Origin of the sequence: Actinomadura litoris (genome assembly GCF_009733595.1) — a bacterium.
In the GTDB taxonomy this organism is placed as follows: Bacteria; Actinomycetota; Actinomycetes; order Streptosporangiales; family Streptosporangiaceae; genus Spirillospora; species Spirillospora litoris.
Window position 1 is genome coordinate 24,782 of sequence record NZ_WOFH01000017.1, and the last position, 26,910, is coordinate 51,691.

19 protein-coding genes and 1 pseudogene are annotated in these 26,910 nt (G+C 73.2%); 8 read left to right on the forward strand and 12 right to left on the reverse strand.

Annotated features, from left to right (window positions below; genetic code table 11):
- Positions 1-17: 17 nt before the first annotated feature.
- From GNZ18_RS35775 to GNZ18_RS35810, 8 genes are all read right to left on the reverse strand, one after another.
- The gene (locus GNZ18_RS35775) at positions 18-1,673 is read right to left on the reverse strand and encodes an alpha/beta hydrolase (RefSeq protein ID WP_312874934.1); all 1,656 of its coding nucleotides are present in this window, start codon (positions 1,671-1,673) and stop codon (positions 18-20) included.
- 138 nt (positions 1,674-1,811) lie between these two features.
- A complete protein-coding gene (locus tag GNZ18_RS35780; protein WP_312874935.1) occupies positions 1,812-3,410 on the reverse strand; it encodes an alpha/beta hydrolase in 1,599 nt (532 codons plus the stop codon).
- 320 nt (positions 3,411-3,730) lie between these two features.
- Positions 3,731-5,377, reverse strand: coding sequence for an alpha/beta hydrolase (locus GNZ18_RS35785; protein ID WP_173390993.1), 1,647 nt, complete (start codon positions 5,375-5,377; stop codon positions 3,731-3,733).
- A 243-nt stretch (positions 5,378-5,620) separates the two neighbouring features.
- Positions 5,621-6,823, reverse strand: a complete 1,203-nt coding sequence (gene ispG / locus GNZ18_RS35790) for a flavodoxin-dependent (E)-4-hydroxy-3-methylbut-2-enyl-diphosphate synthase (RefSeq protein WP_281378229.1) — start codon at positions 6,821-6,823, stop codon at positions 5,621-5,623.
- Between the two features lie 135 nt (positions 6,824-6,958).
- Positions 6,959-8,158 (reverse strand): M50 family metallopeptidase, encoded by a 1,200-nt coding sequence (locus tag GNZ18_RS35795; RefSeq protein WP_156221160.1) that lies wholly within the window; start codon positions 8,156-8,158, stop codon positions 6,959-6,961.
- Positions 8,159-8,220: 62 nt separating this feature from the next.
- A complete protein-coding gene (gene dxr, locus GNZ18_RS35800) occupies positions 8,221-9,486 on the reverse strand; it encodes a 1-deoxy-D-xylulose-5-phosphate reductoisomerase (RefSeq protein ID WP_156221334.1) in 1,266 nt (421 codons plus the stop codon).
- A gap of 779 nt (positions 9,487-10,265) precedes the next feature.
- On the reverse strand, positions 10,266-11,465 hold the full coding sequence (locus tag GNZ18_RS35805; protein ID WP_156221162.1) for an ABC transporter substrate-binding protein: 1,200 nt from the start codon (positions 11,463-11,465) through the stop codon (positions 10,266-10,268).
- A gap of 367 nt (positions 11,466-11,832) precedes the next feature.
- A complete protein-coding gene (locus tag GNZ18_RS35810; protein ID WP_156221165.1) occupies positions 11,833-12,165 on the reverse strand; it encodes a hypothetical protein in 333 nt (110 codons plus the stop codon).
- A 410-nt stretch (positions 12,166-12,575) separates the two neighbouring features.
- Here GNZ18_RS35810 and GNZ18_RS35815 point away from each other — a divergent pair, with 410 nt between their 5' ends.
- Positions 12,576-14,129 (forward strand): glycosyltransferase family protein, encoded by a 1,554-nt coding sequence (locus GNZ18_RS35815; protein WP_156221167.1) that lies wholly within the window; start codon positions 12,576-12,578, stop codon positions 14,127-14,129.
- On the opposite strand, the gene GNZ18_RS35820 is transcribed toward GNZ18_RS35815, so the two are convergent.
- Together GNZ18_RS35820 and GNZ18_RS35825 are read right to left on the reverse strand one after the other, a co-directional pair.
- The gene (locus GNZ18_RS35820) at positions 14,065-15,585 is read right to left on the reverse strand and encodes a CoA-acylating methylmalonate-semialdehyde dehydrogenase (RefSeq protein WP_312874936.1); all 1,521 of its coding nucleotides are present in this window, start codon (positions 15,583-15,585) and stop codon (positions 14,065-14,067) included. The genes GNZ18_RS35815 and GNZ18_RS35820 overlap by 65 nt on opposite strands.
- Positions 15,582-16,904 (reverse strand): aspartate aminotransferase family protein, encoded by a 1,323-nt coding sequence (locus GNZ18_RS35825; protein ID WP_156221170.1) that lies wholly within the window; start codon positions 16,902-16,904, stop codon positions 15,582-15,584. Before GNZ18_RS35825 ends, GNZ18_RS35820 begins: the two co-directional genes overlap by 4 nt.
- A gap of 139 nt (positions 16,905-17,043) precedes the next feature.
- Between GNZ18_RS35825 and GNZ18_RS35830 the strand changes: the two genes are divergently transcribed.
- Positions 17,044-18,663: a PucR family transcriptional regulator gene (locus tag GNZ18_RS35830; RefSeq protein ID WP_156221171.1), complete on the forward strand. Its 1,620-nt coding sequence runs from the start codon at positions 17,044-17,046 to the stop codon at positions 18,661-18,663.
- Between the two features lie 98 nt (positions 18,664-18,761).
- Positions 18,762-19,538, forward strand: coding sequence for an alpha/beta fold hydrolase (locus GNZ18_RS35835; RefSeq protein WP_156221173.1), 777 nt, complete (start codon positions 18,762-18,764; stop codon positions 19,536-19,538).
- A gap of 150 nt (positions 19,539-19,688) precedes the next feature.
- Here GNZ18_RS35835 and GNZ18_RS35840 read toward each other — a convergent pair whose 3' ends face one another.
- A complete protein-coding gene (locus GNZ18_RS35840) occupies positions 19,689-20,174 on the reverse strand; it encodes a helix-turn-helix transcriptional regulator (RefSeq protein ID WP_156221175.1) in 486 nt (161 codons plus the stop codon).
- Positions 20,175-20,387: 213 nt separating this feature from the next.
- Between GNZ18_RS35840 and GNZ18_RS35845 the strand changes: the two genes are divergently transcribed.
- Positions 20,388-21,584: a hypothetical protein gene (locus tag GNZ18_RS35845; protein ID WP_156221177.1), complete on the forward strand. Its 1,197-nt coding sequence runs from the start codon at positions 20,388-20,390 to the stop codon at positions 21,582-21,584.
- 343 nt (positions 21,585-21,927) lie between these two features.
- Here GNZ18_RS35845 and GNZ18_RS44170 read toward each other — a convergent pair whose 3' ends face one another.
- The gene (locus GNZ18_RS44170; protein ID WP_374225501.1) at positions 21,928-22,068 is read right to left on the reverse strand and encodes a hypothetical protein; all 141 of its coding nucleotides are present in this window, start codon (positions 22,066-22,068) and stop codon (positions 21,928-21,930) included.
- On the opposite strand from GNZ18_RS44170, the pseudogene GNZ18_RS44265 reads away from it, so the two are divergent.
- From GNZ18_RS44265 to GNZ18_RS35860, 4 genes and pseudogenes are all read left to right on the forward strand, one after another.
- A pseudogene (locus GNZ18_RS44265) lies at positions 22,016-22,294 on the forward strand (serine/threonine protein kinase); the annotation flags it as partial. The gene GNZ18_RS44170 and the pseudogene GNZ18_RS44265 sit on opposite strands and share 53 nt — an antisense overlap.
- Positions 22,295-22,339: 45 nt before the next feature.
- Complete coding sequence (locus tag GNZ18_RS35850) at positions 22,340-24,163, forward strand: serine/threonine protein kinase (RefSeq protein ID WP_512698848.1); 1,824 nt, start codon at positions 22,340-22,342, stop codon at positions 24,161-24,163.
- Positions 24,160-25,551: a protein phosphatase 2C domain-containing protein gene (locus GNZ18_RS41030; RefSeq protein ID WP_312874937.1), complete on the forward strand. Its 1,392-nt coding sequence runs from the start codon at positions 24,160-24,162 to the stop codon at positions 25,549-25,551. Before GNZ18_RS35850 ends, GNZ18_RS41030 begins: the two co-directional genes overlap by 4 nt.
- Positions 25,548-26,909 carry a vWA domain-containing protein gene (locus GNZ18_RS35860; protein WP_156221179.1) on the forward strand — a complete coding sequence of 454 codons (1,362 nt, stop codon included), beginning with the start codon at positions 25,548-25,550 and terminating at the stop codon, positions 26,907-26,909. Before GNZ18_RS41030 ends, GNZ18_RS35860 begins: the two co-directional genes overlap by 4 nt.
- The last annotated feature ends 1 nt before the right edge of the window (position 26,910 follow it).

The following is a 26,910-nucleotide window of genomic DNA, read 5'->3' on the forward strand; positions in this document are numbered from 1 at the left end:
GGCGGCGCGCCGGGGCGTCAGCGGTTCGCAGCGGGCTCCCTGTCGCGTTTCGGGGCCGGGGCGGCGGTGGGCTCGGGCGGCGGTCCCGCCGGGCATTCGACGTCGGGGCCCGGACGGTCGGCGGGCACCCCGCCGCCGTCCAGGTAGGTGATCACGGCCCGGTCCACGCACTTGTCGCCGGTCAGGGAGACGCCGTGGTTGCCGCCGCCCACCTGCGCCACCAGCCGGGACGTCGGGAACCTGCGGTGCGTCTCCAGCGCGCCCGGGTAGGGGGTGGCGGCGTCCTCGGTGCCCTGGACGAGCAGGATCGGCGGCAGCGCGGCCGTCCCGCGCACCGCGGGCGGCGGCCCGCCCGGCACCGTCCAGAACGCGCATGGGGCGTTGTACCAGGTGTTGCCCCACGTCTCGAAACGGTAGCCCTCCCGATACAGCCGCTCGCTGTCGGCGTGCCAGCGGCTCCAGTCGCGCGGCCACGCCGCGTCCCGGCACTGGACGGCGTTGTAGACCGCGTAGTTGTTCTGGTCGAGCGGGCTGGGCGGCTGCCACGCCTTGCGCAGCGGCGCGGGGTCGTGCCGGACGGCGTAGGCCGACAGCGCGGCGGCGTGCGCGGCCCAGGAGTAGTCGCCGTAGCCGTCGGCGAGGAAGGTGTCGTCCAGTTCGGACGCGCCGACCCTCCCCTCGATGGGCTTCGCCCTGACCGCCGCGCGGACCCGCGCGTAGGCGGCGGCCACCCGCGCGGCCGTGCCGCCGAGCCGGTAGACCTCGTGGTGGCGGGCGATCCAGCCGAAGTAGGTCTTGATCCGCTTCTCGAACGCCACGTTCTGGTCGAGGTTGTCCTGGTACCAGACCCCGCTCGGGCGGACGACGCTGTCGAGCACCATCGGCCCGACCCGCTGGGGGAACATCGTCGCGTAGACCGCGCCGAGGTAGCTGCCGTAGGAGTAGCCGAAGAAGCCGATCCGCCGCTCCCCGAGGGCCTGCCGGATCGCGTCGATGTCGCGCGCGGCGTCGGCGGTGCCCATGTGCGGGAGGAGGTCGCGGTACTTGCGCGCGCAGTCGTCGGCGTAGGCCCTGGCGCGGACCGTCCAGGCCCGCTCCTCCCGCTCGTCCGCGGGGACGGGGTCGGCGCGCGGGTGGCCGGGGTCCTGGTAGCGCTCGTCGCACACCAGCGCGGGCCTGCTCGCGCCGACGCCACGCGGGTCGAACCCGATCCAGTCGTAGGACCGCGCGACCTTCTTCGGCAGCCCCGCGCCGAACACGGCGGCGAGGTCGCGCCCGTGCGCGCCGGGCCCGCCCCGGTTCAGCAGGATCGCGCCCCTGGACGCGGCGCCGGTGTGGCGGGCGCGGGTGAGCGCGAGCGTGATCTGCGGCCCGTCCGGACGGCCGTGGTCGAGGGGGACGCCGAGCGTCGCGCACTGAAGGCCCTTGAGGCGGCCCTTCTCCACCGGGTCCTTGGCGGGGCACGAGGCCCACGCGAGCCCGGCGGGACGCGGCGCCGGGTCGGGGTCGGCGTGCGTGATCGGACGCGGCGCGGGCCCGGGGCCGCCCGTCCCGGCGTAGGCGGCCCGCCCGGCGGTGGCGGGGGCGCCGAGGGCGGCCGCGGTGGCGAGCCCGAGCGTGACTGCTGCGGCGGCCGTCGCGGCGGCGGCCCTCTTGCCAGGGACGTTCAGCACCTTCGCTTTCTACCGGCCGCGCGTCCGGAAGCGGTGAACATCCGGATCGCGCGATTCCACCGTGAAGCGGACCTCTCCCAACAAGTCGCGGCGCGCTCCCCGTCCAGGGGAAGCGCGCCGCGAGCGTTCAGCGGACGGCTACGGGCGGCCGACCGGGAGGTCCTTGCCCGCCTTCGCGCGGGCGGACTTCGCCGACAGCGACGTCGGGTCGGGGTCGTTCATCGCGGGGACGGCCTTGCAGTAGGCGTCCGCGCCGCGGCGGCTGCCCGGCAGCCATCCGGTGTCGAGGTAGGCCGCGACCTTGTCGTCCAGGCACGCGTTGCCGTTGAGGGTGTTGGCGTGGGTCTTGCCGCCGACCTCGAAGACCAGGCGCGAGCGCGGGAACACCTTGTGCATCTCCAGGCCGCCCGCGACGGGGGTCGCGGCGTCCTCCGTGGACTGGACGAGCAGCATGCCGGGCGCGTTCCTGCCGTTCAGCCTGAGCGCCGGGCCGCCCTGGAACGGCCAGAACGCGACCGGGGCGTTGAACCAGACGTTGCTCCAGGTGTTGAACCGGTAGCCCTGCTTGTAGAGGCGCGCGGCGTCGTCGTGCCACTTGCTCCAGTTCCGCGGCCACTTGGCGTCCGCGGCCTGGACGGCGTTGTAGACGGCGAACTCGTTGTCGTCACCGCCCTCGCTCAGCCAGTCGAGCAGGCCGGAGGCGTCCCTGCCGTTGACCCACCGGGACAGCGCCTCCGCGAACGGGATGTAGTAGCCGGTGTTGTACCCGGCGCTCAGCACGATGTCGTCCAGCTCGTCAGGCCCGATCCTGCCGCCGATCGGGGCCTTCTTCGCCTCGGCCCGCGCCTTGTAGTACCGCGCCTCGACGGCCTTCTCGGTCGTGCCGAGGTGGTAGACCTTGTCGTACTTGGCGGTCCAGGCCCACCACGCCTTGATGTTGTGCTCGAAGGCCCGGTCCTGTTCGAGCTGGGAGTCGTACCAGATCGTCTTCGGGTTGACGTTGCCGTCCAGCACCATGCGGTGGACGCGGCCCGGGAACAGGGTGGCGTAGGTGGCGCCGAAGTAGGTGCCGTAGGAGAAGCCGTACCAGCTGATCTTCCGCTGGCCGAGCGCGGCGCGGATCGTGTCGACGTCGCGGGCGGCGTCGGTGCTGCGCATGTGGGGCAGCAGCCAGCCGTAGCGCTTGGCGCAGTCCTGCGCGTACTTCTTGGACTTGGCGATCCAGGCCCGCTCCTCCTTGCCCGATCCCGGGACGTAGTCGGGGCGGATCGGGTCGGAGTAGTGCGGGTCGCAGCTCAGCGCGGGCTTGCTGGCGCCGACGCCGCGCGGGTCGAAGCCGATGATGTCGTACTTCGCGGCGGTCGCGGCGTGGCCGACGCCGCCCAGCCAGCGGGCGAGCGCGGGCGCGTAGGCGAGGCCGCCGGCGCCGGGGCCGCCCGGGTTCACGAACAGGGCGCCCTGGTAGTTCTTGGTGTCGGTGTGCTTGAACCGCGACACCGCGATGGAGATCTTGCGGCCGTTCGGCTTGCGGTGGTCCAGCGGCACCGGGACCTGCGCGCACTCGGCCTTGTTCATCGGGTCGTCGGGTCCGGTGACCTCGCACTTGCCCCAGGCGATGCCCGCCGCCGCGACGGGGCTCGCGGGCCCCCGCGCGTCCGCGGACGCGCTCGCGGAGACGGCGGCGCCGCCGCCCGCTGCCACGGCCACCGCGGCCGCGACGATCACGATCCTGTTCACCTAACCCCCTCGGGACCGGCGGCTCCGCGGGCCGGCGGGAGGCCGGGGGAGGCACGCCGATGCATAGCCGATGCGTGGATTGCGTGGAAATTGTGGCGGTTACGTCGGTTATGCCGGGAGGGGCCATTCTGAGTGGATGCCAAATCGTGACAAGACAAGCGGAACTCCGTGACACGGATTCTCGTTTGCCCACTTCCCGTGGGCCGAATGTCGCCGCCCGGAGTCGGCCCGCGCCGGACGCGCCGGACGCGAAGCGAAAGGGCCCCGGGGATCGCTCCCCGGGGCCCTCGTCATGGTGGTGTGTCAGCGAACGCCCGGCGTCAGCGGATGACGTCGTTCGTCAGCGTCCCCGCACCCGACAGCGTCTTGGCCGAGGCGCCGGACGGCGGCTTCGGGTCGCCGAGCTGCGGGACGTGGACCGTCGACTTCGCGGGCAGGGCGCCCGTCAGGAAGTAGGCGTCGAAGTAGGCGTCCACCGCCGCCGAGCCGCGGTGCACGATGCAGTGCGTGCGGTCGCCGTCCTGGACGACGAGGTGCGAGCCCTTGAGCCGGCGGTGCAGCTCCAGCGCGCCCTCGTAGGGGGTCGCCGCGTCGTCGGTCGACTGGAACAGGAGGATGTTCTTCGGCAGGTCCTTGGTGTGCCCCACGTTGACCGGCTTGCCGGCCTTGGCGGGCCAGAACAGGCACGGCGCGTTGTACCAGGCGTTGCCCCAGGTGAGGAACGGGTGCTTCTTGTTGATCTTCTCGTTGTCGCGCTGCCACTTGCGCCAGCTCAGCGGCCACTGGACGTCGGTGCACTGCACCGCGTCGTAGACGGCGTAGCTGTTGTCGTCGGCGCCGCCGGTGGTCTGGGCGCCGAAGGTGAGCGCGAACGTGGCGACGTCGCCCTTCGTGAGCGCCGAGAGGGCGTTGCCGTAGCCGTGCCACAGCGCCTGGTTGCGGCGGTAGGCGGCGTTCTGCAGGACGTCGGTCAGCTCGTCCGGTCCGACGGCGAGGGTCTGGCCGCTGTCGGGGTCCTTGTAGTAGACGGCCTGCTTCTTCAGCTTGGCGCGCAGCCCGTAGAAGAAGTCGCGGACCTGCTTCTGCTTGGCGCCCAGGTGGTACACGGAGTCGTACTTGGCGAGCCAGCCGAAGTAGTACTCCATGTTCTTGTCGAACGCGATGTCCTGGTTGAGGTTCGCGTCGTACCAGACGTCGGAGGGGCCGACGTTGCCGTCCAGCACCATGCGCCCGACGTTCTTCGGGTACACCGTGGCGTAGGTCGAGCCGAGGTAGGTGCCGTAGGAGGCGCCGTAGTAGTCGAGCTTCTTGCTGCCGACCGCCTTGCGGATCGACTCCACGTCGTTGACCGAGTCGATGGTCTTGATGTGGTCGAGCAGGCCGATCTTGTCGGACTTCCCGCAGGCGTCCGCGTAGCCCTTGGCCTTCTTCAGCCACGTGGCGACGGACTTGCCGTCGCCGGTGCCGTAGTCCGGACGGGGCGCGTTGGTGTAGTTCGGGTCGCAGCTGAGCGCCGGGACGCTCCTGCCGACGCCGCGCGGGTCGAAGCCGATGACGTTGAACGCCTCGCGCATCGGGGCGGAGTTCTGCGCGAACACGCGGGGCCCGAAGAGCGCGCCGCCGCCGCCGGGTCCGCCCGGGTTGACGACGATGTCGCCCTTGGCCGCGCCCTTGCCGGTGTGGGGGGTGCGGGTGAGCTGCAGGGTGATCTGCTTGCCGCGGGGCTTGGCGTAGTCGAGCGGGACCCGGAGCTCGGCGCACTGCACGATCTTGGAGACCGGGTACAGCACGTCGTAAAGGTCGTGCACCTGCTTGACGAAGTCCGCGGGACAGGCGTGCCACTTCGGCGCGGCGGGTTTGAACGCTCCCGCCGATCCGGCGGACGGGCCCTGGGCCTGCGCGCTTGTGGCGCCGAGGCCGGTGAGACCGAGCCCGGCCACCGCGGCCACGACAACGATCCTCTTCACATATCCCCCTAAACGTGCTGACTCCAGTTGAGTCAGACATACGGGTAAATGAGTGAAGATTGTGGCGTCCTGCGCGAGCGCGCCGACAGAGCCCCTGACGAGTGGATGCGGAATCGTGACGAGATCCACGGAACTTCGTGATCATAAAGAACGTTCCGGTTCCGGGCGCACGCGCAACGTGAGGAAGGCCCCCGGGTCCTCCACCCGGGGGCCTTCCTTCTGAGCGGTGCGGGACCGCGGGGCTCAGGTCACGATGACGTCGGCGCCGGGGCCGGAGACCGAGCCGTCCTCGCCGATCTCGATGCCCATCTCCTCGGCGATGCGCACGGCCTCCTCGATGAGCGTCTCGACGATCTGCGACTCGGGCACGGTCTTCACGACCTCGCCCTTCACGAAGATCTGCCCCTTGCCGTTGCCGGAGGCCACGCCGAGGTCGGCCTCGCGGGCCTCGCCCGGGCCGTTCACCACGCAGCCCATCACCGCGACGCGCAGCGGCACGGGGAAGTCCTTCAGCCCGGCGGTGACCTCCTCGGCGAGGGTGTAGACGTCGACCTGCGCGCGCCCGCACGACGGGCAGGACACGATCTCCAGACCCCGCTGGCGCAGCCCCAGCGACTCCAGGATCGCCGTGCCGACCTTGACCTCCTCGACCGGCGGCGCCGACAGCGACACCCGGATCGTGTCGCCGATCCCCTCGGCCAGCAGCGCGCCGAAGGCCACCGCGGACTTGATCGTGCCCTGGAAGGCCGGGCCGGCCTCGGTCACGCCGAGGTGCAGCGGGTAGTCGCAGGCGGCGGCGAGCCGCCGGTACGCCTCGATCATCACGACCGGGTCGTTGTGCTTCACCGAGATCTTGATGTCGCGGAAGCCGTGCTCCTCGAACAGCGAGCACTCCCACAGCGCCGACTCCACCAGCGCCTCGGGCGTGGCCTTGCCGTACTTCTCCAGCAGCCGCTTGTCGAGCGAGCCCGCGTTCACGCCGATCCGGATCGGGACGCCCGCGTCCCCGGCGGCGCGCGCGATCTCGCCGACCTTGTCGTCGAACCTCTTGATGTTGCCGGGGTTCACCCGGACGGCGGCGCACCCCGCGTCGATCGCGGCGAACACGTACTTGGGCTGGAAGTGGATGTCGGCGATCACCGGGATCGGGGACTTGCGCGCGATCGCGGGCAGCGCGTCGGCGTCGTCCTGCGAGGGGACGGCCACGCGCACGATCTGGCAGCCGGACGCGGTCAGCTCCGCGATCTGCTGGAGCGTGGAGTTCACGTCGGCGGTGAGCGTCGTGGTCATCGACTGCACCGACACCGGCGCGTCCCCGCCCACCGGCACGCTCCCGACCATGATCTTGCGGGAGGCGCGGCGCGGCGCGAGCGGGCGCGGCGCCCCCTGCTCCCCCTGCCCGTCGTCCTCGCCGCGGATCGTCGGAATTCCCAGTGAAACGCTCATCCCTCTCCTCTGCCTCGCCTCAACCCGCCCGGAGACGCCAGACCCGTACAAGCCTAGGTGCCCTGGACCAATGCGGTGACGGCGGTCGGTACAAAGGTATGTGACCATTCAACTACGGATGGTAAACCTTTGGGGTCATTGCGGTATCCGGAGCGGATTGAGGAGGTCGGCGAGGATCAGCAGCACCCCCAGCCCCACCAGCACGAGGAGCGCCAGATAGGTGATGGGCATGAGTTTCGTCATATCGACCGTGCCGGGGTCCGGGCGCCCCCGCGCGCGGGCGACGCGGGCGCGGGCCCGCTCGTAGGCGACGACGGCGAGGTGGCCCCCGTCCAGGGGGAGCAGGGGCAGGACGTTGAGCGCCCCCAGGAAGATGTTCACCGAGACGACGAGCGACAGATACAGCGCGAGCTTGTCCCGCGCGCTGCTCTCCGAGGAGAAGATCTCGCCCGACACCTCCGTCGCGCCGACCACGCTGCCCACCTGTCCGCCCGGCGTGCTCTCCCGCTCGGGCGTGAACAGCTTCGGGACGGCGGAGGGCAGGTCCACCAGCACCGTCCCGATCCCGGCGACCGTCGTCCCGACGCCGCGCGCCGCGAACCCCACGGCCCCCAGCGGGCCCCTGCGGTCATAACGCCGGCCGACGACCCGGGCGGACATCCCGACGAACGGTCGGCCGCCCACGTCCGCCAGGCGCATCGGCAGCGTCAGCGGACGCGGCGTCCCAGGCCGCTCGACGACCACCGGCACCGTCCGTCCCGGCTCCGCGTCGCCGATCGCCTCGCGCAGCTCCGCCCAGTCGGCGACGCGGACGCCGCCGAAGGAGACGACGCGGTCCCCGGCGCGCAGCCCCGCCGTCGCCGCCGGGGAGGGCGGCGCGTTCCGGCCGCAGCCGTCCTGGATCCGCTCGGGCACGCAGGAGGAGACCTCGTCGACCGTCGAGGTCGCCGTCCCCGGGTCGCGGACGCCGACCGTCAGCGCCATCGCCGCGAGCAGCACGAACGCGAACACGAGGTTGACGACGACCCCGGCGCCGATCACGACCGCCCGGCGCCCGGCGGGCTGCCGGTAGAACGCGCGCTCCCGGTCCGCCGCCGGGACCTCCTCCAGCGGCGTGTAGCCGACGATCTTCACGAACCCGCCCAGCGGGATCGCCTTCACGCCGTACTCCGTCTCGCCCCGCCGCGTCGACCACAGCGTCGGGCCGAACCCGACGAAGTACTCCGTCGCCTTCATCCCGAACCGCTTGGCGGTCAGCAGGTGCCCGCCCTCGTGCAGCATCACCGACACCAGCAGCGCGACGACGAAGGCCGCGGCGCCGAGGAGAAAGGCCATCCGAGCCCCCAGGGGGTTCCGGGGCGGGGCCCCGGGGCCGGCCCCGGGCGGGCCCGGGGCCGTCAGTCCTGTCCGGTCAGTTCCCTGGCCCTGGCGCGCGCCCACCCGTCGGCGGCGAGGACGTCGTCCAGCGTCAGTTCCGCAGGCATGCCCGAACCGAGCCCGTCTATCCGGTCCTCGCCGTCCCGGCGCCCGCCGCCCCGCACGCTCCCCTCGTGCTCCTCCACCACCCGCGTGACCGTGTCGACGATGCCGAGGAACGGCAGCCGCCCCGCGCGGAACGCCTCCACGCACTCCTCGTTCGCGGCGTTGTAGACGGCCGGGGCCGTGCCGCCCGCCTCACCCGCCCGCCGCGCCAGCGCCACCGCCGGGAACGCCTCGTCGTCGAGGGGGAAGACCTCCCAGGTGTGCGGCGCCGTCCAGTCGACCGCCGCCGCCGCGTCCGCGACCCGGTCGGGCCAGTTGATCCCGAGCGCGATCGGCAGCCGCATGTCGGGCGGGCTCGCCTGCGCCAGCGTCGAGCCGTCGGTGAACTCCACCATCGAGTGGATCACCGACTGCGGGTGGACCATCACCTCGATCCGGTCCATCGGCACGTCGAACAGCAGGTGCGCCTCGATGACCTCCAGGCCCTTGTTCACGAGCGTCGCGGAGTTGATCGTGACGACCGGGCCCATGTCCCACGTCGGGTGGTTCAGCGCCTGCTCGACCGTCACCTCCGTCAGCTCCTCGCGCGCCCGGCCCCGGAACGGCCCGCCGCTCGCCGTCAGCACCAGCCGCCGCACCTCGGCCGCGCGACCGCCGCGCAGGCACTGCGCCAGCGCCGAGTGCTCGGAGTCCACCGGCACGATCTGCCCCGGCCGCGCCCGCCCCTTCACCAGCGGGCCGCCCATGATCAGCGACTCCTTGTTGGCCAGCGCGAGCGTCCGGCCCGCGTCCAGCGCCGCCAGCGTCGACGCCAGGCCCAGCGCGCCCGTCACCCCGTTCAGGACGACGTCGCACGGCCACGCCGCCACCTCCGCCACCGCGTCCGGACCCGCCACGATCTTCGGGATCGCGTAGTCGCCCGCCGCGTACCCGCGCCGCTTCGCCTCGGCGTAGAACGCCAGCTGAAGCTCCTGCGCCGCCGACGCCTTCGCCACCGCGACGATCTCCGCGCGGAACTCCAGCGCCTGCTCCGCCAGCAGCCCCACCCGGCCGCCGCCCGCCGCGAGACCCGTCACCCGGAACCGCCCCGGGTTGCGCCGGATCACATCCAGCGCCTGGGTGCCGATCGAGCCTGTGGAGCCGAGCACGACGATCTCGCGGACGGCGTCAGAGGAAGACATCACCAGCCCATTGTCATCCATCCCCGCCCCCGCGTTCACCTCTCGACCGCATAGCCCCCGACGATCACCGTCCGGGCCCCGACACGAAAGCCTTTGCCGCCCCTTTCACCTGCACTAACAGGGACAACAAGGTCTCGCGCCTATAAAGGGAGCTACGTGAGTCGACTTCCCGCCAGGGGGATGGGTACATGGGCCAGACGGGCGAACCGACGGTGGACCCCGCCGCGCTGAGCACCGCCCAGCGCGCGGGCGAGGCCTGCGTCGCCTGCCGCAAGAGATGGCCCCGGCCGCGCGTCCGCGTCGGCCGCCTGCCGGACTCCACCGGGGTGTTCGCGTGCGACGACTGCGCACCCGCCCCGCCGGCACCCCGCCCGCGGGGCCCACGGGAACCGGCCGCGACACCGGCGACGCGCCACGACGCCGTCGCCGTGGAGATCTCTCCAGGGAGAAGGGTGACCCGGGCCTTCGGGGGGAAGCCCGGGACCACCCCAGGAGCGCGCCCGGCTGGGGGCGGCCGGGCGCGCTCCATTTAATTTTTTGTCCTTGGCGGTCGGCGCTGGCGCGCCTCCCTTCGGCGGACAAAAGGACGATCGCTGGCATCGCTTCGGCTCGCCTGGCGGCTCGCTTCGCGATCAAGTTCTCGCAGGCTCGAACTTGCCTTCGGACGCGATCGCAACCTTTCGGTCGGCGCTACCTCTGGTTACGGACGTTCCCGCGCTCGGTGCGGTGGCTGAGGCGTTGGTCGGGGTCCGTGCACATCGCTTTGCGATCTTTGGGGGCTACTGCTTCGTGGACTCGATCCATTTTCTGGTCCAGTCGGCGTAGTCGGTGCACTCGTGCTTGCCCTTCTGGCGGCCGGTGCAGAGCTTGGTGGGGGTGTGGGCGAAGATGACCTTGTCCAGGTAGGCGCGGTCGCCCACGTGGTAGGCGTTGCAGAAACCGGGCTTCAGGCGGTCGCCCGCGCACGCCTGCGGGTTGGCGGGGGCCACGCCGGTCCACTCGGCCACCTGCTGCTGGACGTCGGGGGACGCCGTCCACTGGAGCCACTGGTACATGCAGTTGGGGTGCTGGACGCGCGCGCCGATCATCCAGGCGTCCATCCAGCCGGTGACGCCCTCGGACGGGACGACGCCCTCGACCGGCTTGGACGCGCGGGTCAGGACGTCCACCTGGTAGGGCCACGCCTCGCCCAGGACGGCCTCTCCCCCGGCGAACGCGCTGACGGCGTCGGCGGGCAGGTCCCAGTAGGTCTTCACGTGCGGGCGCTGGAGGGCCAGGACCTTCGCGACGGCGTCGAGCTGCTTCGGGGTCAGCGAGTACGGGTCGGAGATCTTGAGCTTGCGGTCCCTGGCCCGCAGGTACAGGGCGGCCTCGGCGATCGAGAGCGGGCTGTCGCGGACGACCAGCCTGCCGGAGTGGCGGCGGGCCTGCCCGGGGTCGAACAGCGCCGCCCAACTCGACGGCGTCTCCACGGTGCGCGTGTCGTACATGAGCAGGTTGGAGCCCCACACGTAGGGGACGCCGTAGTACTTGCCGTCGCGCTTGAGCAGGGCGCGCAGGCGCGGCTCCAGCTTCTTGTAGCCGTCCACGAGGTTGGTGTTGACCGGGGTGGCCTGGCCCTCGGCGATGAGCTGGCCGGCGACCTCGGGGGGCGCGGCGACGCCGTCGTAGCGGTGGCGCCTGTCGCGCATGAGGGCGGTCATCTCGCGGGGCGTCTTGACGACGTTCCAGTCGACCTTGCAGCCGGTGCGCTTCTGGAAGGGGGTGACCCAGTTGACGCGGGGGTCGCTGCTGCCGCCCTCGACGGAGCCGGGGAGGGTGACGAGCTTGAGCGTGCCCTCGCCGGGGCCGAGCGTGCTGGCGACCTGGACGCTGCCGACCGGCTCGTCGCCCGAGCCGCACGACAGCAGGGTCGCGACGGCGAGCACCGCCGCCACCGCAAGCGCCGTGATCGCCTTGGCCCGCCTCGTGGCCGTCATGTCGCTCCCGATCCGTTCCGCGGACCGTCCCCCTCGTGATCCGGCCCGTCGGCGCAGCGTAGCGCCTCCCGCCCGGCGAGGCGGCCCGGAGCCGGAGCGAGTGCGCTCGGCGGCGACGTTGACGGCGCCTTTTCGGCCGAGCCCTTTTCGGGGTGGGGCATTACTGGCGGGCTCGACCGGGTAATTGTGTTCGCTGTTTTATTTTCGGGCTGCGGTTAACACGAGAAACGCCACGGCCCCGGGGGGCAGGTGGGTGCTGGCGACCGCGCCACACACGGAGGTTGCTGGAGAGGGATGTGGCGCGTCTACTGCCCTGCCCGGGGCCCTGGCGGCTCCGGTGGGCGTGGCGAGGTTGGGGAACAGCGGATCACTTCGCGGTGCTGCCCGGCCACGCGATCACCGGAACCCGGCGGGACGGCGACGGTGTGACGCCCTCGAGACGGAGGAGATTCGAGGGACGGCGCGCGTCCTGCCGGGGGTCGCGGGACGGCCATGGGCCGTCGTCTGCGGGTTTGTCCTGGACCACCTCGATCCATGCGATGAGCCGCTGCGGCGTCTCGGCCTCAAGGAACTCGCCCGAGCCCGCGCCGCGCGGGGGCAGCGCCCACCACCGACGGGTGAACGGGCCGAACCAGATGGTCCAGCCCGGGAAGCGCCGCCCCAGCGCGTCGACCTCTGCGGCATGGTCGTCGGCACTCATAGCGCGCACTCCCTGGCGGACCCCTCGGCCACGGCCCTGACTCAGGGCCCTGACCTTTTAATTCGTCTGAATTAATGGTGTTAGTGAGATTGTGTCGCCGGTCACAGGGCCAGTCAATAGTAGTAGCTATTATTTGCCGGGGGCCGGTGGACGAAAATTGGCGACGGAATCGGGTCGCCCACCGAAAGCAACATACGTCGGACCTGGCGCTTCTCACGGTGGGCCCACCACGGCTCACGGGCCGCAACCCGGCGTTCACCAGGGTGTCACGGTGCACGTCTACCCTGGCTCGCTGCTGATCGTTTGTGACCGAGGACCATCGAGGCGGAGCGGGCGTGCCCCCACGGCTTATCGCGGCCTTTACTGCAATCTGGGCGTTTCGTCCGTATCTTCGCCATGGACCGTTCGCGGTGGCGCTGATCGGAGGCGCGCTCCTGCGCTGGACCGCCGTCCGCGCCTATCCGCAGGGGCTCTGGTTCACCGGCGACTCCTACTTCTACATGGGCTACGCGCTGCGCCCGTCGCCGTCCCGCAGCAAGACGCTCGGCTACTCGTTCATGTTGAACCTCATGGAGCCGCTGCACAGCCTGAAGGCGGTCGTGGTGGTGCAGCACCTCATGGGCCTGGCGGTCGCGGTGATGATCTACGTGCTGCTCGTGCGCGCCCGGCTGCCCGCCTGGGCGGCCGCGATCGTCGCGCTGCCCGTGCTGTACGACGCGTACCAGATCGAGCTCGAACACCTGCTGATGTCCGAGGCGCTGTTCACGTTCCTCATCATGGCGGGCCTGACCCTGCTGCTGTGGCGCCGGCCCGTCTGGTGGACGGCGCTGCCCGCCGGGGTGCTGCTCGGCGGCGCGGTGCTCGTCCGGTCGGCGGGCGCCCCGCTGATCCCGGTGATCCTGCTCGTGCTGCTGCTGCGCGGGCGTCCGGCGAGGCTGCTGCCCCGGCTGCTCCCCCGCGCGCGGCCCGACCTGCCCCCGGTGCTCGCGTTCGGCGCGGCGGCGGCCGTCCCGCTCGTCGCGTACGCGATGTGGTTCCACTCCGAACGCGGCGAGTACGGGCTGACCACGGCCGACGGCCTCTACCTGTGGGGGCGGACGGCGAACTTCGCCGACTGCGCGAAGATGGACCCGCCGCCCGAGGAGCGGGGCCTGTGCCTGGACGCCGCGACCAAGGCGCAGCAGGACCCGCCCGGCCACCTCATCTGGCGCAACGACATCCCGCCGCGCGAGCGGTTCCACAGCGTGACCTCCTCGGAGGCCAACAAGACGCTGCGCGACTTCGCCGTCCGCGCGATCCTCGCCCAGCCCGGCGACTACCTGCACGCGATCGGACGCGGCGTCCAGATGGCGTTCTCGCAGCACCGCGCCCCGCACCCCACCGCCGGCACCGAGCGCCTCTACCACTTCCCCGACCGGCCGCAGCTCTTCCCCGCCGGGAGGAGCATCGGCGGCGGGGGCACGGTCCTGACCGACGCGATGCGCTACGGCGGCACCGACACGCCGAGCCGCGTCGTCCAGCCGCAGGCCGACCGGATGATCGGCTACCAGGAGAAGATCTTCCTGCCGGGGCCCGCGCTCGGCGCCGTGTTCGCGGCCGGCGCCGTCGGCCTGGCCGCCGCGCGGTGGCGGCGCCGGGAGGTGCTGCTCGCGTGGGGCACGGCCGCGACGCTGCTGCTGTTCCCGATCGCCAGCGCCGACTTCGACTACCGGTACGTGGTGCCGCCGATGCCGTTCGCCTGCCTGGCGGTCGGGCTCGCGCTGTCGGCCCTCCGCGCCCGCAGGCCCGAGCCGGTGCCCGCCGGCGCGGAGCCGGTCGAGTCCGGACCCGGGCCCGGGGACGACGAACCCTCAGATCCCGAGGGGACGGGCCCCGGCGACGCGGAGCCCGAGCGGGGCGTCAGCCGTTGGTGGGAAAACCGAGGTTCACGCCACCGTGACTCGGGTCGAGCCAGCGCGCCGTGACGGCCTTCGTCCGCGTGTAGAAGTGGACGCCCTCCATGCCGTGCGCGTGGCTGTCGCCGAACAGCGAGTCCTTCCAGCCGCCGAAGGAGTAGTAGGCCATCGGGACCGGGATCGGGACGTTGATCCCGACCATCCCGACCTCCACCTCGTTCTGGAAGCGGCGCGCCGCGCCGCCGTCGTTGGTGAAGATCGCGGTGCCGTTGCCGTAGGGGTTGGCGGAGATGACCTCCATGGCCTCCTCGTAGGAGCCGACCCGCACGACCGACAGGACGGGCCCGAAGATCTCGTCCTTGTAGGCGTCCATGTCGGGGGTCACGTGGTCGAGGACGGACGGCCCGAGCCAGAACCCCTCGCCGGCTCCGCCGCGCACCGGCGTCCCGCGCCCGTCGATCGCCAGCGTCGCGCCCTGGGCGACGCCGCTGTCGAGGTAGGAGGCGACCTTGTCCCGGTGCTGCGCGGTGACCAGCGGGCCCATGTCGGACTCGGGGTCGTCGCCGGGGCCGATGCTCAGCTTCGCGACGCGCTCGCGGACCTTGGCCAGCAGCTCGTCGGCGACGGGCTCGACGGCGACGACCACGGAGATCGCCATGCAGCGCTCCCCCGCCGAGCCGAAGCCCGCCGAGACGGCCGCGTCGGCGGCCAGGTCGAGGTCGGCGTCCGGCAGCACCACCATGTGGTTCTTGGCGCCGCCGAGCGCCTGCACCCGCTTGCCGTTGCCCGCCGCCGTCTCGTAGATGTAGCGGGCGATGGGGGTGGATCCGACGAAGCTGACGGCCCGCACGTCCGGGTGGTCGAGCAGCCCGTCCACGGCGGTCTTGTCACCGTGCACGACGTTGAACACTCCCTCGGGCAGGCCCGCCTCGGCCCACAGCTCGGCGATCCGCACCGACGCCGACGGGTCCTTCTCCGAGGGCTTCAGCACGAAGGTGTTGCCGCACGCGATCGCCACGGGGAACATCCACATCGGCACCATGGCCGGGAAGTTGAACGGGGTGATCCCGGCGACGACGCCGAGCGGCTGGAGGATCGAGTAGGCGTCCACCCGCGTGGACACGTTCTCCGAGAAGCCGCCCTTGAGCAGGTGCGGGATGCCGCAGGCGAACTCCACGACCTCCAGGCCGCGCGCGACCTCGCCCGCCGCGTCCGAGACGACCTTGCCGTGCTCGGCGGAGATGAGCCGGGCGATCTCGTCGCGGTGCTCGGTCAGCAGCTCGCGGAAGCGGAACAGCACCCGGGTCCGCTTGGTGAGGGACGCGTCGCGCCAGCCGGGGAACGCCGCCTTGGCCGCCGCGACGGCCGCGTCCACCTCGGAGCCGGACGCGAAGTCGACCGTGCCGGCGACGCGTCCGGTCGCGGGCTCGTAGATGTCGCCCCGGCGCTCGGCCACGCCGTCGAAGGGCTTGCCGCCGATCCAGTGGGTGATGTGCTTGCTGTCGGTCTTGCCTGTCTGGGTCACGATGTTGCGGCCTCGTTCACGGTTTCGAGAGATGCGATCAGAATGCCGAGGCCCTCGGCGGCCTCGTCGTCGGTCAGCGTCAGCGGCGGCGCCATGCGCACCACGTTGCCGTACAGGCCGCCCTTGCCGACCAGCAGGCCGCGCTCGCGGGCGGCCTCCATCAGCGCGGCGGCCAGCGGCGGGCTCGGCTCGCCGGTCGCCGGGTCGGCCAGCTCGACCGCGAACATCAGCCCCTTGCCGCGCACCTGCTTGACCACGGGGAACCGGCCGGCGGCACGCTCCAGCCCGCCGATGATCGTGGCGCCCTGGCGGGCGGCGTTGGCCTGGAGGTCGTGGTCGAGGACGTAGTCGAGGGTGGCGTTCGCGGCGGCCATCGACACCGGGTTGCCGCCGAACGTGGACAGGCCCACCGCGTGCAGGGCGTCCATCAGCTCGCCCCGCGCCACGACGCCGCCCACCGCGTACCCGTTGCCGAGGCCCTTGGCGAAGGTCATCATGTCCGGCGTCACGCCGTGGTTGTCGATGCCCCAGAAGCCCTGGCCCGTCCGCCCCCATCCGGTCTGGACCTCGTCGGAGATGAACAGGATGCCGTGCTCGTCCAGCACCCGCTTGTAGGCGGCGAACAGCCCGTCCGGCGCCATCGTGAACCCGCCGACGCCCTGGATCGGCTCGGCGATCAGCGCCGCGACGTCGCCGCCGGTGGCGGTGGCGAGCACGTGCCGCAGGTCCTGGACGCACGCGTCGATGTAGGCCCCGTCGGTCATGCCGGCGAACTGCGGCAGGCTCCGGTCGGCGCCGTGCAGGAAGTGGACGTTCAGCGGCGAGTAGGAGATGTTCGTCCAGGCCCGGTTGCCCGTCACCCCGACCGCGCCGAACGAGCGCCCGTGGTAGCTCTGCCGCATCGCGAGGACCTGGTCGGTGCGCCGCGCGTAGGTCGCCAGCAGCAGCGCCGTCTCGTTCGCCTCGGTCCCGGAGTTGGTGAAGAACACCTTCGCGTCCGGGATGCCCGACAGCCGGGCGATCTTCTCGGCCAGCTCGACCTGCCCGCGCAGCAGGTAGGCGGTCGAGGTGTGCACGACGCCGGTCGCGATCTGCCGCTCCACCGCCTCGCGCACCTCGGGCACGTCGTACCCGATCATGTTGGTGAGGATGCCCGTGAAGAAGTCCAGGTAGCCGCGCCCCTCGGCGTCGGTCACGCGGTTCCCCTTGCCGCCGGCGATCTCGATGGGATCCGCGTAGTTGAGCGCCATCCAGGACGGCATGACCGCCCTGTGGCGCCGGAGCAGTTCCGCGTGTCCTGACGTGACGTTTTCCGACATGCACCCCAGTCTGGTCGGCCGGACCCCACCGCGACACCCGCAGAGTGTCAGGACACGGCCCCAAGGTTTGACGTTCTGCCGGAGGCCCCCCACGCGAATCCGCCGGTGAGGGCGGGTTCGGCGGATATCATCGCGGTTGATGCTTCCCACGCTCGACGACGTCCTCCAGCTCGACGCGGTCCGCCGCGGCAAGCCGCGCGTCGTCGCCTGCGCCGACCGGACCGGCAACAAGGTCCGCTGGGTGCACGTCGCCGAGGTCACCGACATCGCGCACCTGCTGCACGGCGGCGAGCTGGTGCTCACCACCGGGATCGCCCTGCCGGACGAGCCGGACCGGCTGCGCGCCTACATCGGCGACCTGTCCGAGGTCGGCGCCAGCGGGCTCATGATCGAGCTGGGCCGCCGCTACGCCAGCGTCCTGCCGCCCGCGCTGGTCGCCGCCGCCGAGGACCACGGCCTCCCGGTGATCGTCCTCGCCCACGAGCCCGCGTTCGTGGACATCACCGAGTCCGTGCACGCCCGCATCCTCCAGGACCAGTTCGCCGAGCTGCGGGCCTCCGAGCAGCTCCACGAGATCTTCACCCAGCTCTCGGTGGAGGGCGCCTCCACCGACGAGGTCGTCCGGCAGGTCGCCGCGCTCGCCGGGCACCCGGTCGTGCTGGAGAACCTGTCCCACCAGGTGCTGGCCGCCGACGCCGACGGCGGCGACCCCTCCGACCTGCTGTCGGCCTGGGAGACGCGGTCGCGCGCGGTCCGCACCGGGCAGCGCACGGGCTTCGACGAGACCTCCGGCTGGCTCGTGACCACGGTCGGCGCCCGCGGCGAGGACTGGGGGCGGCTGATCATCGTGCTCGGCTCCGCGCCGTCCGCCCGCGAGACCGTGCTGGTCGAGCGGGCCGCCACCACCCTCGCCCTCGGCCGCCTGCTGGACCGGCACGCCGAGGGCGTCGAGCGCCAGGCGCACGGGACGATCATCGCCCGGATCCTCGCGCACGCCTACTCCGACCCGCTGGAGGCCGCCGCCCGCGCCCGCGCGCTCGGCGTCCCGCTCGCCGGCCGCCGCCTGCTCGGCGCCGTCCTGCGGCACCGGGGGCCCGGCACGTCCGTCCCGCACGCCGCCGAGCTGGCCCAGCTCGCCGAGGCGGCCGCCGCCGCCTGCAAGGACGCCCGGCTCGCCGCGCTCGTCGGCGTCCTGGACGAGGGCGGCCCGCACGCCCGCGTCGGCGTGCTGGCGTCCCTGCCCGCCCGCGCCGACGTCGAGACCGCCCTCACCGAGGTCGCCACCCGCATCCGCAAGCAGTCCGGCGGCGAGACCGTCATGGCGACGGGCTCGGTCGTCGACTCGATCCGCGACGTCCGCCGCTCCTTCATGGAGGCCGAGCAGGTCGCCGACGTCGCGTCCCGGGGCTCGGGCGGCCGCCTGTTCTACCGCCTGCCCGACCTGCGCCTGCGCGGCCTCCTGCACCTGCTGCGCGACGACGCCCGCGTCCAGACCTTCGTCGAACGCGAACTCGGCCCGCTGCTGACCTACGACGCCCAGCGCGGCAGCGACCTCACCCGCATCCTGGAGCTCTACCTCGACTCCGGCCGCAACAAGGCCGTCGCCGCCCAGCTCGCGCACCTGTCCCGCCCGGCCTTCTACGAGCGCCTGCACCGCATCGAACGCGTCCTGGACGCCGACCTGGACGACGTGGAGTCCTGCGTCTCGCTCCACGTGGCCCTGCTGGCGCTCAGCTCCGTCCGCTGGGAGCGCCCCTGAGGCGGGTCCGCGCCACGGGCGGGGCGTGGCGGAGATCGGCCGGATCCGACCCGGCAAAGACACCCCCCAAGGGTTCCGATGGCCCTTACGCTTCGACCATGACGGACGCGGCGCTGCATGTTCACCGGTACGGCGACCCCTCGGGGGCGCCGGTGGTCGCCCTGCACGGGATCACCGGGCACGGGGCGCGGTGGCGGCACACGGCCGAGACCTACCTCGCCGACCGCTTCGTCCTGGCGCCCGACCTGCGCGGGCACGGGCGGTCGCCGCACGAGCCGCCCTGGACGGTGGAGCGGCACGTCGCGGACGTCCTCGCGGTCATGGACGCCGAGGGCGTCGGGCGCGCCGACCTGGTCGGGCACTCCTACGGCGGGATGATCGCCGTGCACCTGGCGCGGACGGCGCCGAGCCGGGTCGGCGGGCTCGTCCTCCTGGACCCGGCGATCGGGCTCGACCCCGCCGCGGCGTGGGAGGAGGCGCGGGCCTACCTGGGCACGCGGTGGTTCGCCGACGCGGCGGAGGCGCGGGAGTCGCTGGCGGCGCGGTGGCCCGAGGCGTCGGAGCGGATGCTCGACGACGAGGTGACCACCCACCTCGAACACGACGAGGACGGGCGAACCCGCTGGCGGTACGAGCCCGCCGCGATCGTGACCGCGCAGTCGGAGATGGCGAGGCCGCACCTGCCGCCGCCCCCGGACATCTCCACACACCTGGTGATCGCGACCGGCGCCGACCTGGTGCGGCCCGAGTTCGTCGTCGACTGCCGCACCGCGCTCGGCCCCCGGCTGACGCTCTCCCAGATCGAGTCGGGCCACATGCTCTACGTCGACGCCCCCCACGAGACGGGCACCCTCCTCGACGGCTGGCTCAGCTGACCGAGCCCCGCCCACGTCCCTTCGGCGCGTGCGGCATCGCTTCGCGACCTGACCGGTGGGGCTCGCCCTCGGCGTCGCCCCGCCGGTCAGATCACGTGATCGCGCGCCGGCTCGCACGGCCCTTCGGCGGCCGTGCACCGGACGGGCCCGTCAGGCGGCGGTGAGGCGGCGCTGGAAGGGGAGGTAGCGGTCGGCGCGGCGGGGGCGGGCGCGCAGGCCGGTGGCCTCGACGGCGAGGACGCGGTCGAAGCGGAAGGCGCGGACGCCGCGCCGCATCCGGCACCAGCCGACGAGGTACCAGTGGTCGCGGTGGACCAGGCAGGTCACGGGCTCGACCTCGCGGATCGTGACGTTGGCGCCCGCGTCGCCGTAGCAGAGGCGGACGACGCGGTGCTCGGTGATGGCCGCGGCGACGACGCGCGCGCGGTCGGCGGTGGAGGCGTCGAGGGGCTCGGTGAGGGTGGCCAGGGTGGCGGCGACCACGTCGTCGTGGGCGCCGTCGCCGACGAGGGCGCGCAGGGCGCGGCGCGCGGTGGTGGCCTGGGGGCCGGTGCCCAGGTGCGCGAGGGACAGCGCGAGGGCGGCGATCTCGGCGGTGGACAGCGTGGTCTCGGGGTGCGTCGCAACGTTCGCCATGGTTCGATCATACGTTCGAACACTGACATTTCGCGGGTCCCGGGAGCGTCACATGACACAGTGCGGGAAGCCCGGACGCCCGTCCTTGGGCGCGGCCTTGAGATGGTGACTGCGCATGGGGAAAACTGATCCCCGAGAGTGGCTCCTGCCGGGGGAATCGGGGAAAGGACTTGGGTCGAACGTGGGTCCGCCTTGAATGAGACGACTCCGCCGATGAGCCGGGACGAGGTCGACCGGGCGCTCGAACATCTGCGGGACGAGAAGCAGCGCATCGGGACCGCCCTCCTCGAACTGGAAGGCCATCAGGGCTACCAGTTGCTGGAGGGCGCGGCGGTGGAGGGTGAGACGCGGCGCGTCCAGGCCACCGTGCAGTCCCGCATGTCCGCGATGTGGGCCCTGTTCGACCTGTACACGCGGGCGCTCGGCGCCGCCGAGGAGCTGAGGACGCGGCACTCCCGCCCGGGGCAGGCCGACCTCGCGCGCCTCACCTGGCTGCTCTCGGGCCCCTCGGTGGAACTGCCGGCGGAGGAGGTCCCGCTGGAGCGGCGGACGCTGCTGTCGGTCCCGACCGGGGAGAGGCTGACGCTGGAGGCGGCCGTCAAGCGCATGACGCCGCTGTACGAGGAGGTCGCGCGGGCCGTCGCGGCGCTCGACACGGTGTGGTCGGCGCTGCTGTCGCGGCTCGCCGAGGTGGAGGCCGAGCGCCGCGCGGCGTTGTCGCTGCGGGACGCGCTCGGCGCGGCCGACCCCGAACTCGACCGGCTGGCCGCCGACCTCGCGGCGGCCGGCGCGACCGTGCGCTCCGACCCGATGGCGATGGCGCGGGACGGGCGCGCCGACACCGCCCGCCTGGACGCCCTGCACGCCGCGCTCGGCGGGGCGCGCCGCAGGCTGGAGGACGCCGAGCGGCTGCGCGCCGGGTTCGACGAGCGGCTGCGCGCCCTCGGCGGCCTCCTGGACGAGGTGCGGGCCGCGGAGGCCGCGGCCGCCGCCCACCGCGACGAGGTCCTCGCCAAGATCGCCTCACCCGTGCTGCCCGACCTGCCCGCGCTGTCGGGCGGGCTGGACCGGCGGCTCGCCGCGCTCGGCCGCGGCGGCGACTGGAGCGGGCTCGCGGCCCGGGTCGCGGACCTGGAGCGGGCGGCGCGCGCCGCGCTGGAGGAGGCGCGGCGGACCGCCGAGGTGATCCGCGGCCTGCTCGACCGGCGCGAGGAGCTGCGCGGACGGCTGGAGGGGTACCGCGTGAAGGCTGCCAGGCTGGGCCTCGCGGAGGACGCGGCGCTCGCGGAGATGTACGAGCACGCCCGGCGGCTGCTGTGGTCGTCGCCCTGTGACCTGCGAAAGGCCACCGTGACCCTGTCCGACTACCAACAGGCCATCACCACACGGACGAAAGGAGCGGAACGATGAGCCAGTGCACCGCGACGCCGGGCTGCGACGGAACCATTGACGGCGGCTTCTGCGTCAAATGCGGCATGTCAGCCGCATCGGCCCCCACCGGCTCGTCCGCGCCGATTGTCTGCTCTGTCCCAGGTTGTGGGGGCACGATCGTCGATGGCTACTGCGAGAGATGCGGCTCTCCACCGGCGGCCGTCCCCGCCGCCAGATCGGCGCCCGCGGCGGCCGCGGCATCGGCTCCGGCATCGGCCGCGGCATCGGCTCCGGCGGCGAGCGCCCCCGCCCCCGCCCCCGCCTCCGCCCCGGCCTCGGACAGGTGCGGCCAGCCCGGCTGCTCCGGGACGATCGTGGACGGCTACTGCGAGTCCTGCGGTTCGCCGCCCTCGCAGACGTCGGGCTCGTCCGGCACGTCGGGCGGCACGTCCAGCGGCTCCTCCGGGTACATGTCGGGCAGCACGTCGACCGGTGGGACGTACCGGACGGGCAGCACCCGCACCGGCTCCTCGCGGTCGTCCAGGGGCCGAGGCAGGCTCGGCGAGGGGCTCGTCGAGGTGCCCCCCGTTCCTTACCGCGACCCGTCCACGGCCGTGATGAGCGACCCGCAGGTCGCCGAGAACAAGCGGTTCTGCAGCAGTTGCGGCGAGCCCGTCGGGCGCAGCCGGGGCGACCGGCCCGGACGCACCGAGGGCTTTTGCGCGAAGTGCCGCGCCGCGTTCTCCTTCCGGCCGAAGCTCTCCCCCGGCGACCTCGTCCACGGCCAGTACGACGTGCTCGGCTGCCTCGCGCACGGCGGCCTCGGCTGGATCTACCTCGCCAAGGACAAGAACGTCAGCGACCGGTGGGTGGTGCTCAAGGGCCTGCTGGACAGCGGCGACGCCGACGCCATCGAGGCCGCGGCGGCCGAGCGCGCCTTCCTCGCCGAGGTCGAGCACCCCAACATCGTCCGGATCTACAACTTCGTCCAGCACGCGGGCGACGGCTACATCGTCATGGAGTACGTCGGCGGGCAGTCGCTCAAGGACATCCTGCTGCACCGGCGCCGCGAGCTGGGCGAGGAGTCCCTGCCGGTCACGCAGGCGATCGCGTACGCGCTGGAGGTGCTGCGCGCCTTCGACTACCTGCACACGCAGGGCCTCGTCTACTGCGACTTCAAGCCCGACAACGTGATCCAGTCCGAGGAGCAGCTCCGGCTGATCGACCTCGGCGGCGTCCGCCGGCTGACCCGGCAGGACGGCGCCATCTACGGGACGATCGGCTACCAGGCCCCCGAGATCGCCGACGAGGGCCCCTCGATCACCTCCGACCTGTACACGGTCGGCCGGGCGCTGGCCGTGCTGAGCTTCCCGTTCAAGGGCTACACCCGCAAGTACGTCGACAGCCTGCCGGCGCGCGGGGAGGTGGAGCTGCTGCGGCGCTATGAGTCCTTCGACCGGTTCCTGCGCCGCGCGACCCACCGGGACCCGGCGGAGCGCTTCCAGGACGCGGGCGAGATGGCCGAGCAGCTCACCGGCGTGCTGCGGGAGATCCTCGCCACCGAGGACGGCGAGCCGCGGCCCGAGCCGTCCGGGCTGTTCGGGCCCGAGCGGTTCGCGGCGGGCGACACCCTCGTCAAGGGCGGACGCGCCGCCCCGGGCGACCCGGGCGAGCCGGACGCCCTCGACGGACCCGAGCCGGCGCTGCCGCCCGTCCCACCGGCGCGGGCCGCCGCCGCGCTGCCGGTACCGCTGGTGGTCAGGGAGGACCCCATGGCCGGGTTCCTGCGCGGGCTGACCGCGCTGGAGCCCGCGCAGCTCGCCGCCGCCGTCGCGGGCGCGCCGCAGCACACGCCCGAGGTGCGGTTCGCGCTCGCCCGCGCCAAGATCGAGATGGGCCTGTTCGACGAGGCCGAGGAGTTCCTGGAGGAGCTCGGGCAGGAGCTGCCCGGCGACTGGCGGATCGAGTGGTACCGGGCCGTCTCCGTGCTCGCGCAGGGCCGGGTCGCCGAGGCCGAGCCGCGCTTCGACCGGCTCTACGGGCTGCTGCCCGGGGAGGCGGCGCCGAAGCTGGCGCTCGCCTACTGCCGCGAGCGCGGCGCGCCCGCCGACGCCGTCCGGCTCTACGAGCTGGTGTGGCGCACCGACCAGAGCTACATCAACGCCGCGTTCGGCCTCGCCCGCGTGCACCTGGCCGCGGGCGACCGCGGCGGCGCGATCGCCGCGCTCGACTCCGTCCCGAAGATCTCCATCCGGTACGTGCCGGCGCAGGTCGCGGCCGTCGCGACCGCCGTGCGCGGCCGGCACGCGGACGAGCTGACGGCGGCGGAGCTGGTCGAGGCGGGCGAGCGGCTCGGCCGGCTCGGCCTGGACGGGGAGCACGGCGACCGGCTCGCCGCCGAGGTGCTGGAGGCCGCGCTCGACTGGCTGGTCGTCGGGCCGGGCCCCGGCGCCGGGGCGCGGGGCGGGGCGCTGCTCGGCGAGCAGCTCGCCGAGGCGCCGCTGCGGTCGCTGCTGGAGAGGACCTACCGGGGGCTGGCACGGCTGACCCGCGACCGCGAGGAGAGCCGCTTGCTGATCGACGCCGCCAACACCGTACGCCCGAGGACGCTGCTGTGACCGATGACCAGGCGAGCACCAAGTCGGCCGAGCTCGCGTGCCCGAGCTGCGGCGAGATCGTGTACGCCGGGGAGAAGTTCTGCGAGGAGTGCGGGCACCGGCTGGACGGCGCCGAGCCGGGCGGTGCTCCCGAACCCCGCCCGGACGGGCTGAGCCCCGCCGCCCGCGCGGGCGCCACGATCAAGCAGAGCTCGGCGTCGCCGCGCGCCCGCCGCGCCCCGGCCGCGGTGCCGTGCGCGCAGTGCGGTGGGACGGCGATCGACGAGGACGGCTACTGCGAGCGGTGCGGGCTCCGCCAGCCCGTCGACCGCGACCATGTCGAGATCGAGATCCCCGCCCGGGACGCGGCGCCGCCCGCGAACGGAACCGCGAACGGGGCCGCGGGCAACGGCGTCGCCGAGGTCCGGCGGCTCGTCGCGGCGGGCGCGAGCGACCGCGGCCTGCGCTACCCCCGCAACGAGGACGCCATCGCCCTGATCGCCCACTCCGCCGGGATCGCGGCCGTGGTGTCGGACGGCGTCGGCTCCTCCCAGCGCCCCGAGGACGCCTCCCGCGCGGCGGCCGACACCGGCGCCGCCGAGTTGGCCGCGCGCCTGGACTCGGGCGAGGACCCCGCCGAGGCCACCCGCGCCGCGGCGCTGAAGGCGGCCGAGGCCGTCGCGGCGCTGGCCGAGTCTCCGTCCGAGGCGCCGTCGTGCACCTACGTGTCGGCGGTGACGCGGGACGGGGCGCTCACGGTCGGCTGGGTCGGCGACAGCCGCGCCTACTGGCTGGCCGCGCAGGAGCCGCCGCCGCCCGGGGGCGACGGCGACGACGGGCCCGACACCGCCGAGTTCGCCCTGGCCGACCTCGACACCGGCGACACCCAGCCCGACGGGGGCGACGCGGTCGAGGTCGTGGACCTCGACGGGTCCCGGCAGCTCACCGACGACGACTCGTGGGCCGCGATCATGGTCGCGCAGGGCGCGCTGACCGAGGCCGAGGCGGAGGCGCACCCGAACGCGCACGTCATCACCGCCTGGCTCGGCGCGGACGCCGAGGAGGTCAGGCCGCACGTGCGGACGTTCCGCCCGTCCGGGCCGGGCACGCTGCTGGTGTGCAGCGACGGCCTGTGGAACTACTTCCCGCAGGCGGCGGACCTCGCGGGGCTGCTGTCGAACACCGGCGAACCCGCCTCCGGCGGCGCCGCCCCCGGTGCCGTCGCCGGCGCCGACCCCGCGCCCTCCGCCGCCGGCGGCCCGGCCGCCGACCCCACCGCCGATCCGCTGCGCGCGGCCCGGACGCTGGTGCGCCGCGCCCTCGACGCGGGGGGCCGCGACAACATCACGGTCGCCGTGATCCCCGTCCTGCCCGCCTTTCCGACACAGAGCACGGAGCAGCGCCGATGAGCCAGCACCCCCAGTTCAGCATCAGGATCGACCAGAACAAGTTCCTGCCCGAGGGCGGCCGCGAGGTGCACGCGATCGTGTCGGTGGAGGCGACCGCCGCCGACGGGGCGGCCGCCGCCGCGCCCACCGCCACCGACGCGTCCGAGGTCATCATCATCGACACCTCGGGGTCGATGTCCTACCCCGACACCAAGCTGCGCGCGGCGATCGCCGCCGCGCAGACCGCGATCGACACGCTGCGCGACGGCGTCCGGTTCGCGGTCGTGTCCGGGTCGAACTCGGCGGCGATGGTGTACCCGCAGCAGCCGGGCCTGGTCCCGGCGAGCGAGGAGAGCAGGCGCCTCGCCAAGCACGCGCTGAGCAGGCTGAAGGCGTCGGGCGGTACCGCGATCGGGTCGTGGCTGCGGCTGGCCGACCAGCTGTTCGACGACCGGCAGGGCGCCATCCGGCACGCGATCCTGCTGACCGACGGCAAGAACCAGCACGAGACGGCGGAGGAGCTGGACTCGGTCCTGTTCCGCTGCGCCGGGCGGTTCGTGTGCGACTGCCGCGGCGTCGGCACCGACTGGGAGGTCGCCGAGCTGCGCAAGATCTCCTCGGCGCTGCTGGGCAGCGTGGACATCGTCGCCGACCCCGCCGGGCTGGTCGCCGACTTCGAGGCGATGACGCGGGCGGCGATGGGCAAGTCGGTGGCCGACGTCGTGCTGCGGGTGCAGACGCCGCAGACCGCCAAGCTGCGGTTCGTCAAGCAGGTCATGCCGTCGGTGGAGGACCTGACGGGCCGCCGCGTCGACAACGGCCCGCAGGCGGGCGACTACCCCCTCGGCGCGTGGGGCGCGGAGAGCCGCGACTACCACCTGTGCGTGGAGGTCCCGCCCGGCGACATCGGGCGCGAGCTGCGGGCCGCGTGGGTGAAGCTGGTCGTGCCGGACGCCTCCGGCGGCGAGTCGGCGCCGCTGGCGACCGGCAACGTGCTGGCGCAGTGGACCGACGACGAGGCGCAGTCCACCCGGATCAACGCGCGGGTCGCGCACTACACCGGCCAGGCGGAGCTGGCCGCCGTCATCCAGGAGGGGCTGCAGGCCCGCAAGGACGGCGACCTCGACACCGCCACCGCGCGGCTGGGCCGCGCGGTGGTGCTGGCCGACGAGGCGGGCAACGACGCGATCACCTCGATGCTCCGCAAGGTCGTGGACGTCGTCGACCCCGCCACCGGGACCGTCCGGCTCAAGCGCGACATCGACAAGGCCGACGAGATGGAGCTCGACACCCGCTCGTCCAAGACCGTGCGGACGCGCCACAACGAGGTCCACACGCGGCGGGACGAGACCGTGCACACCCGGCGGGGCGAGGGCTGAG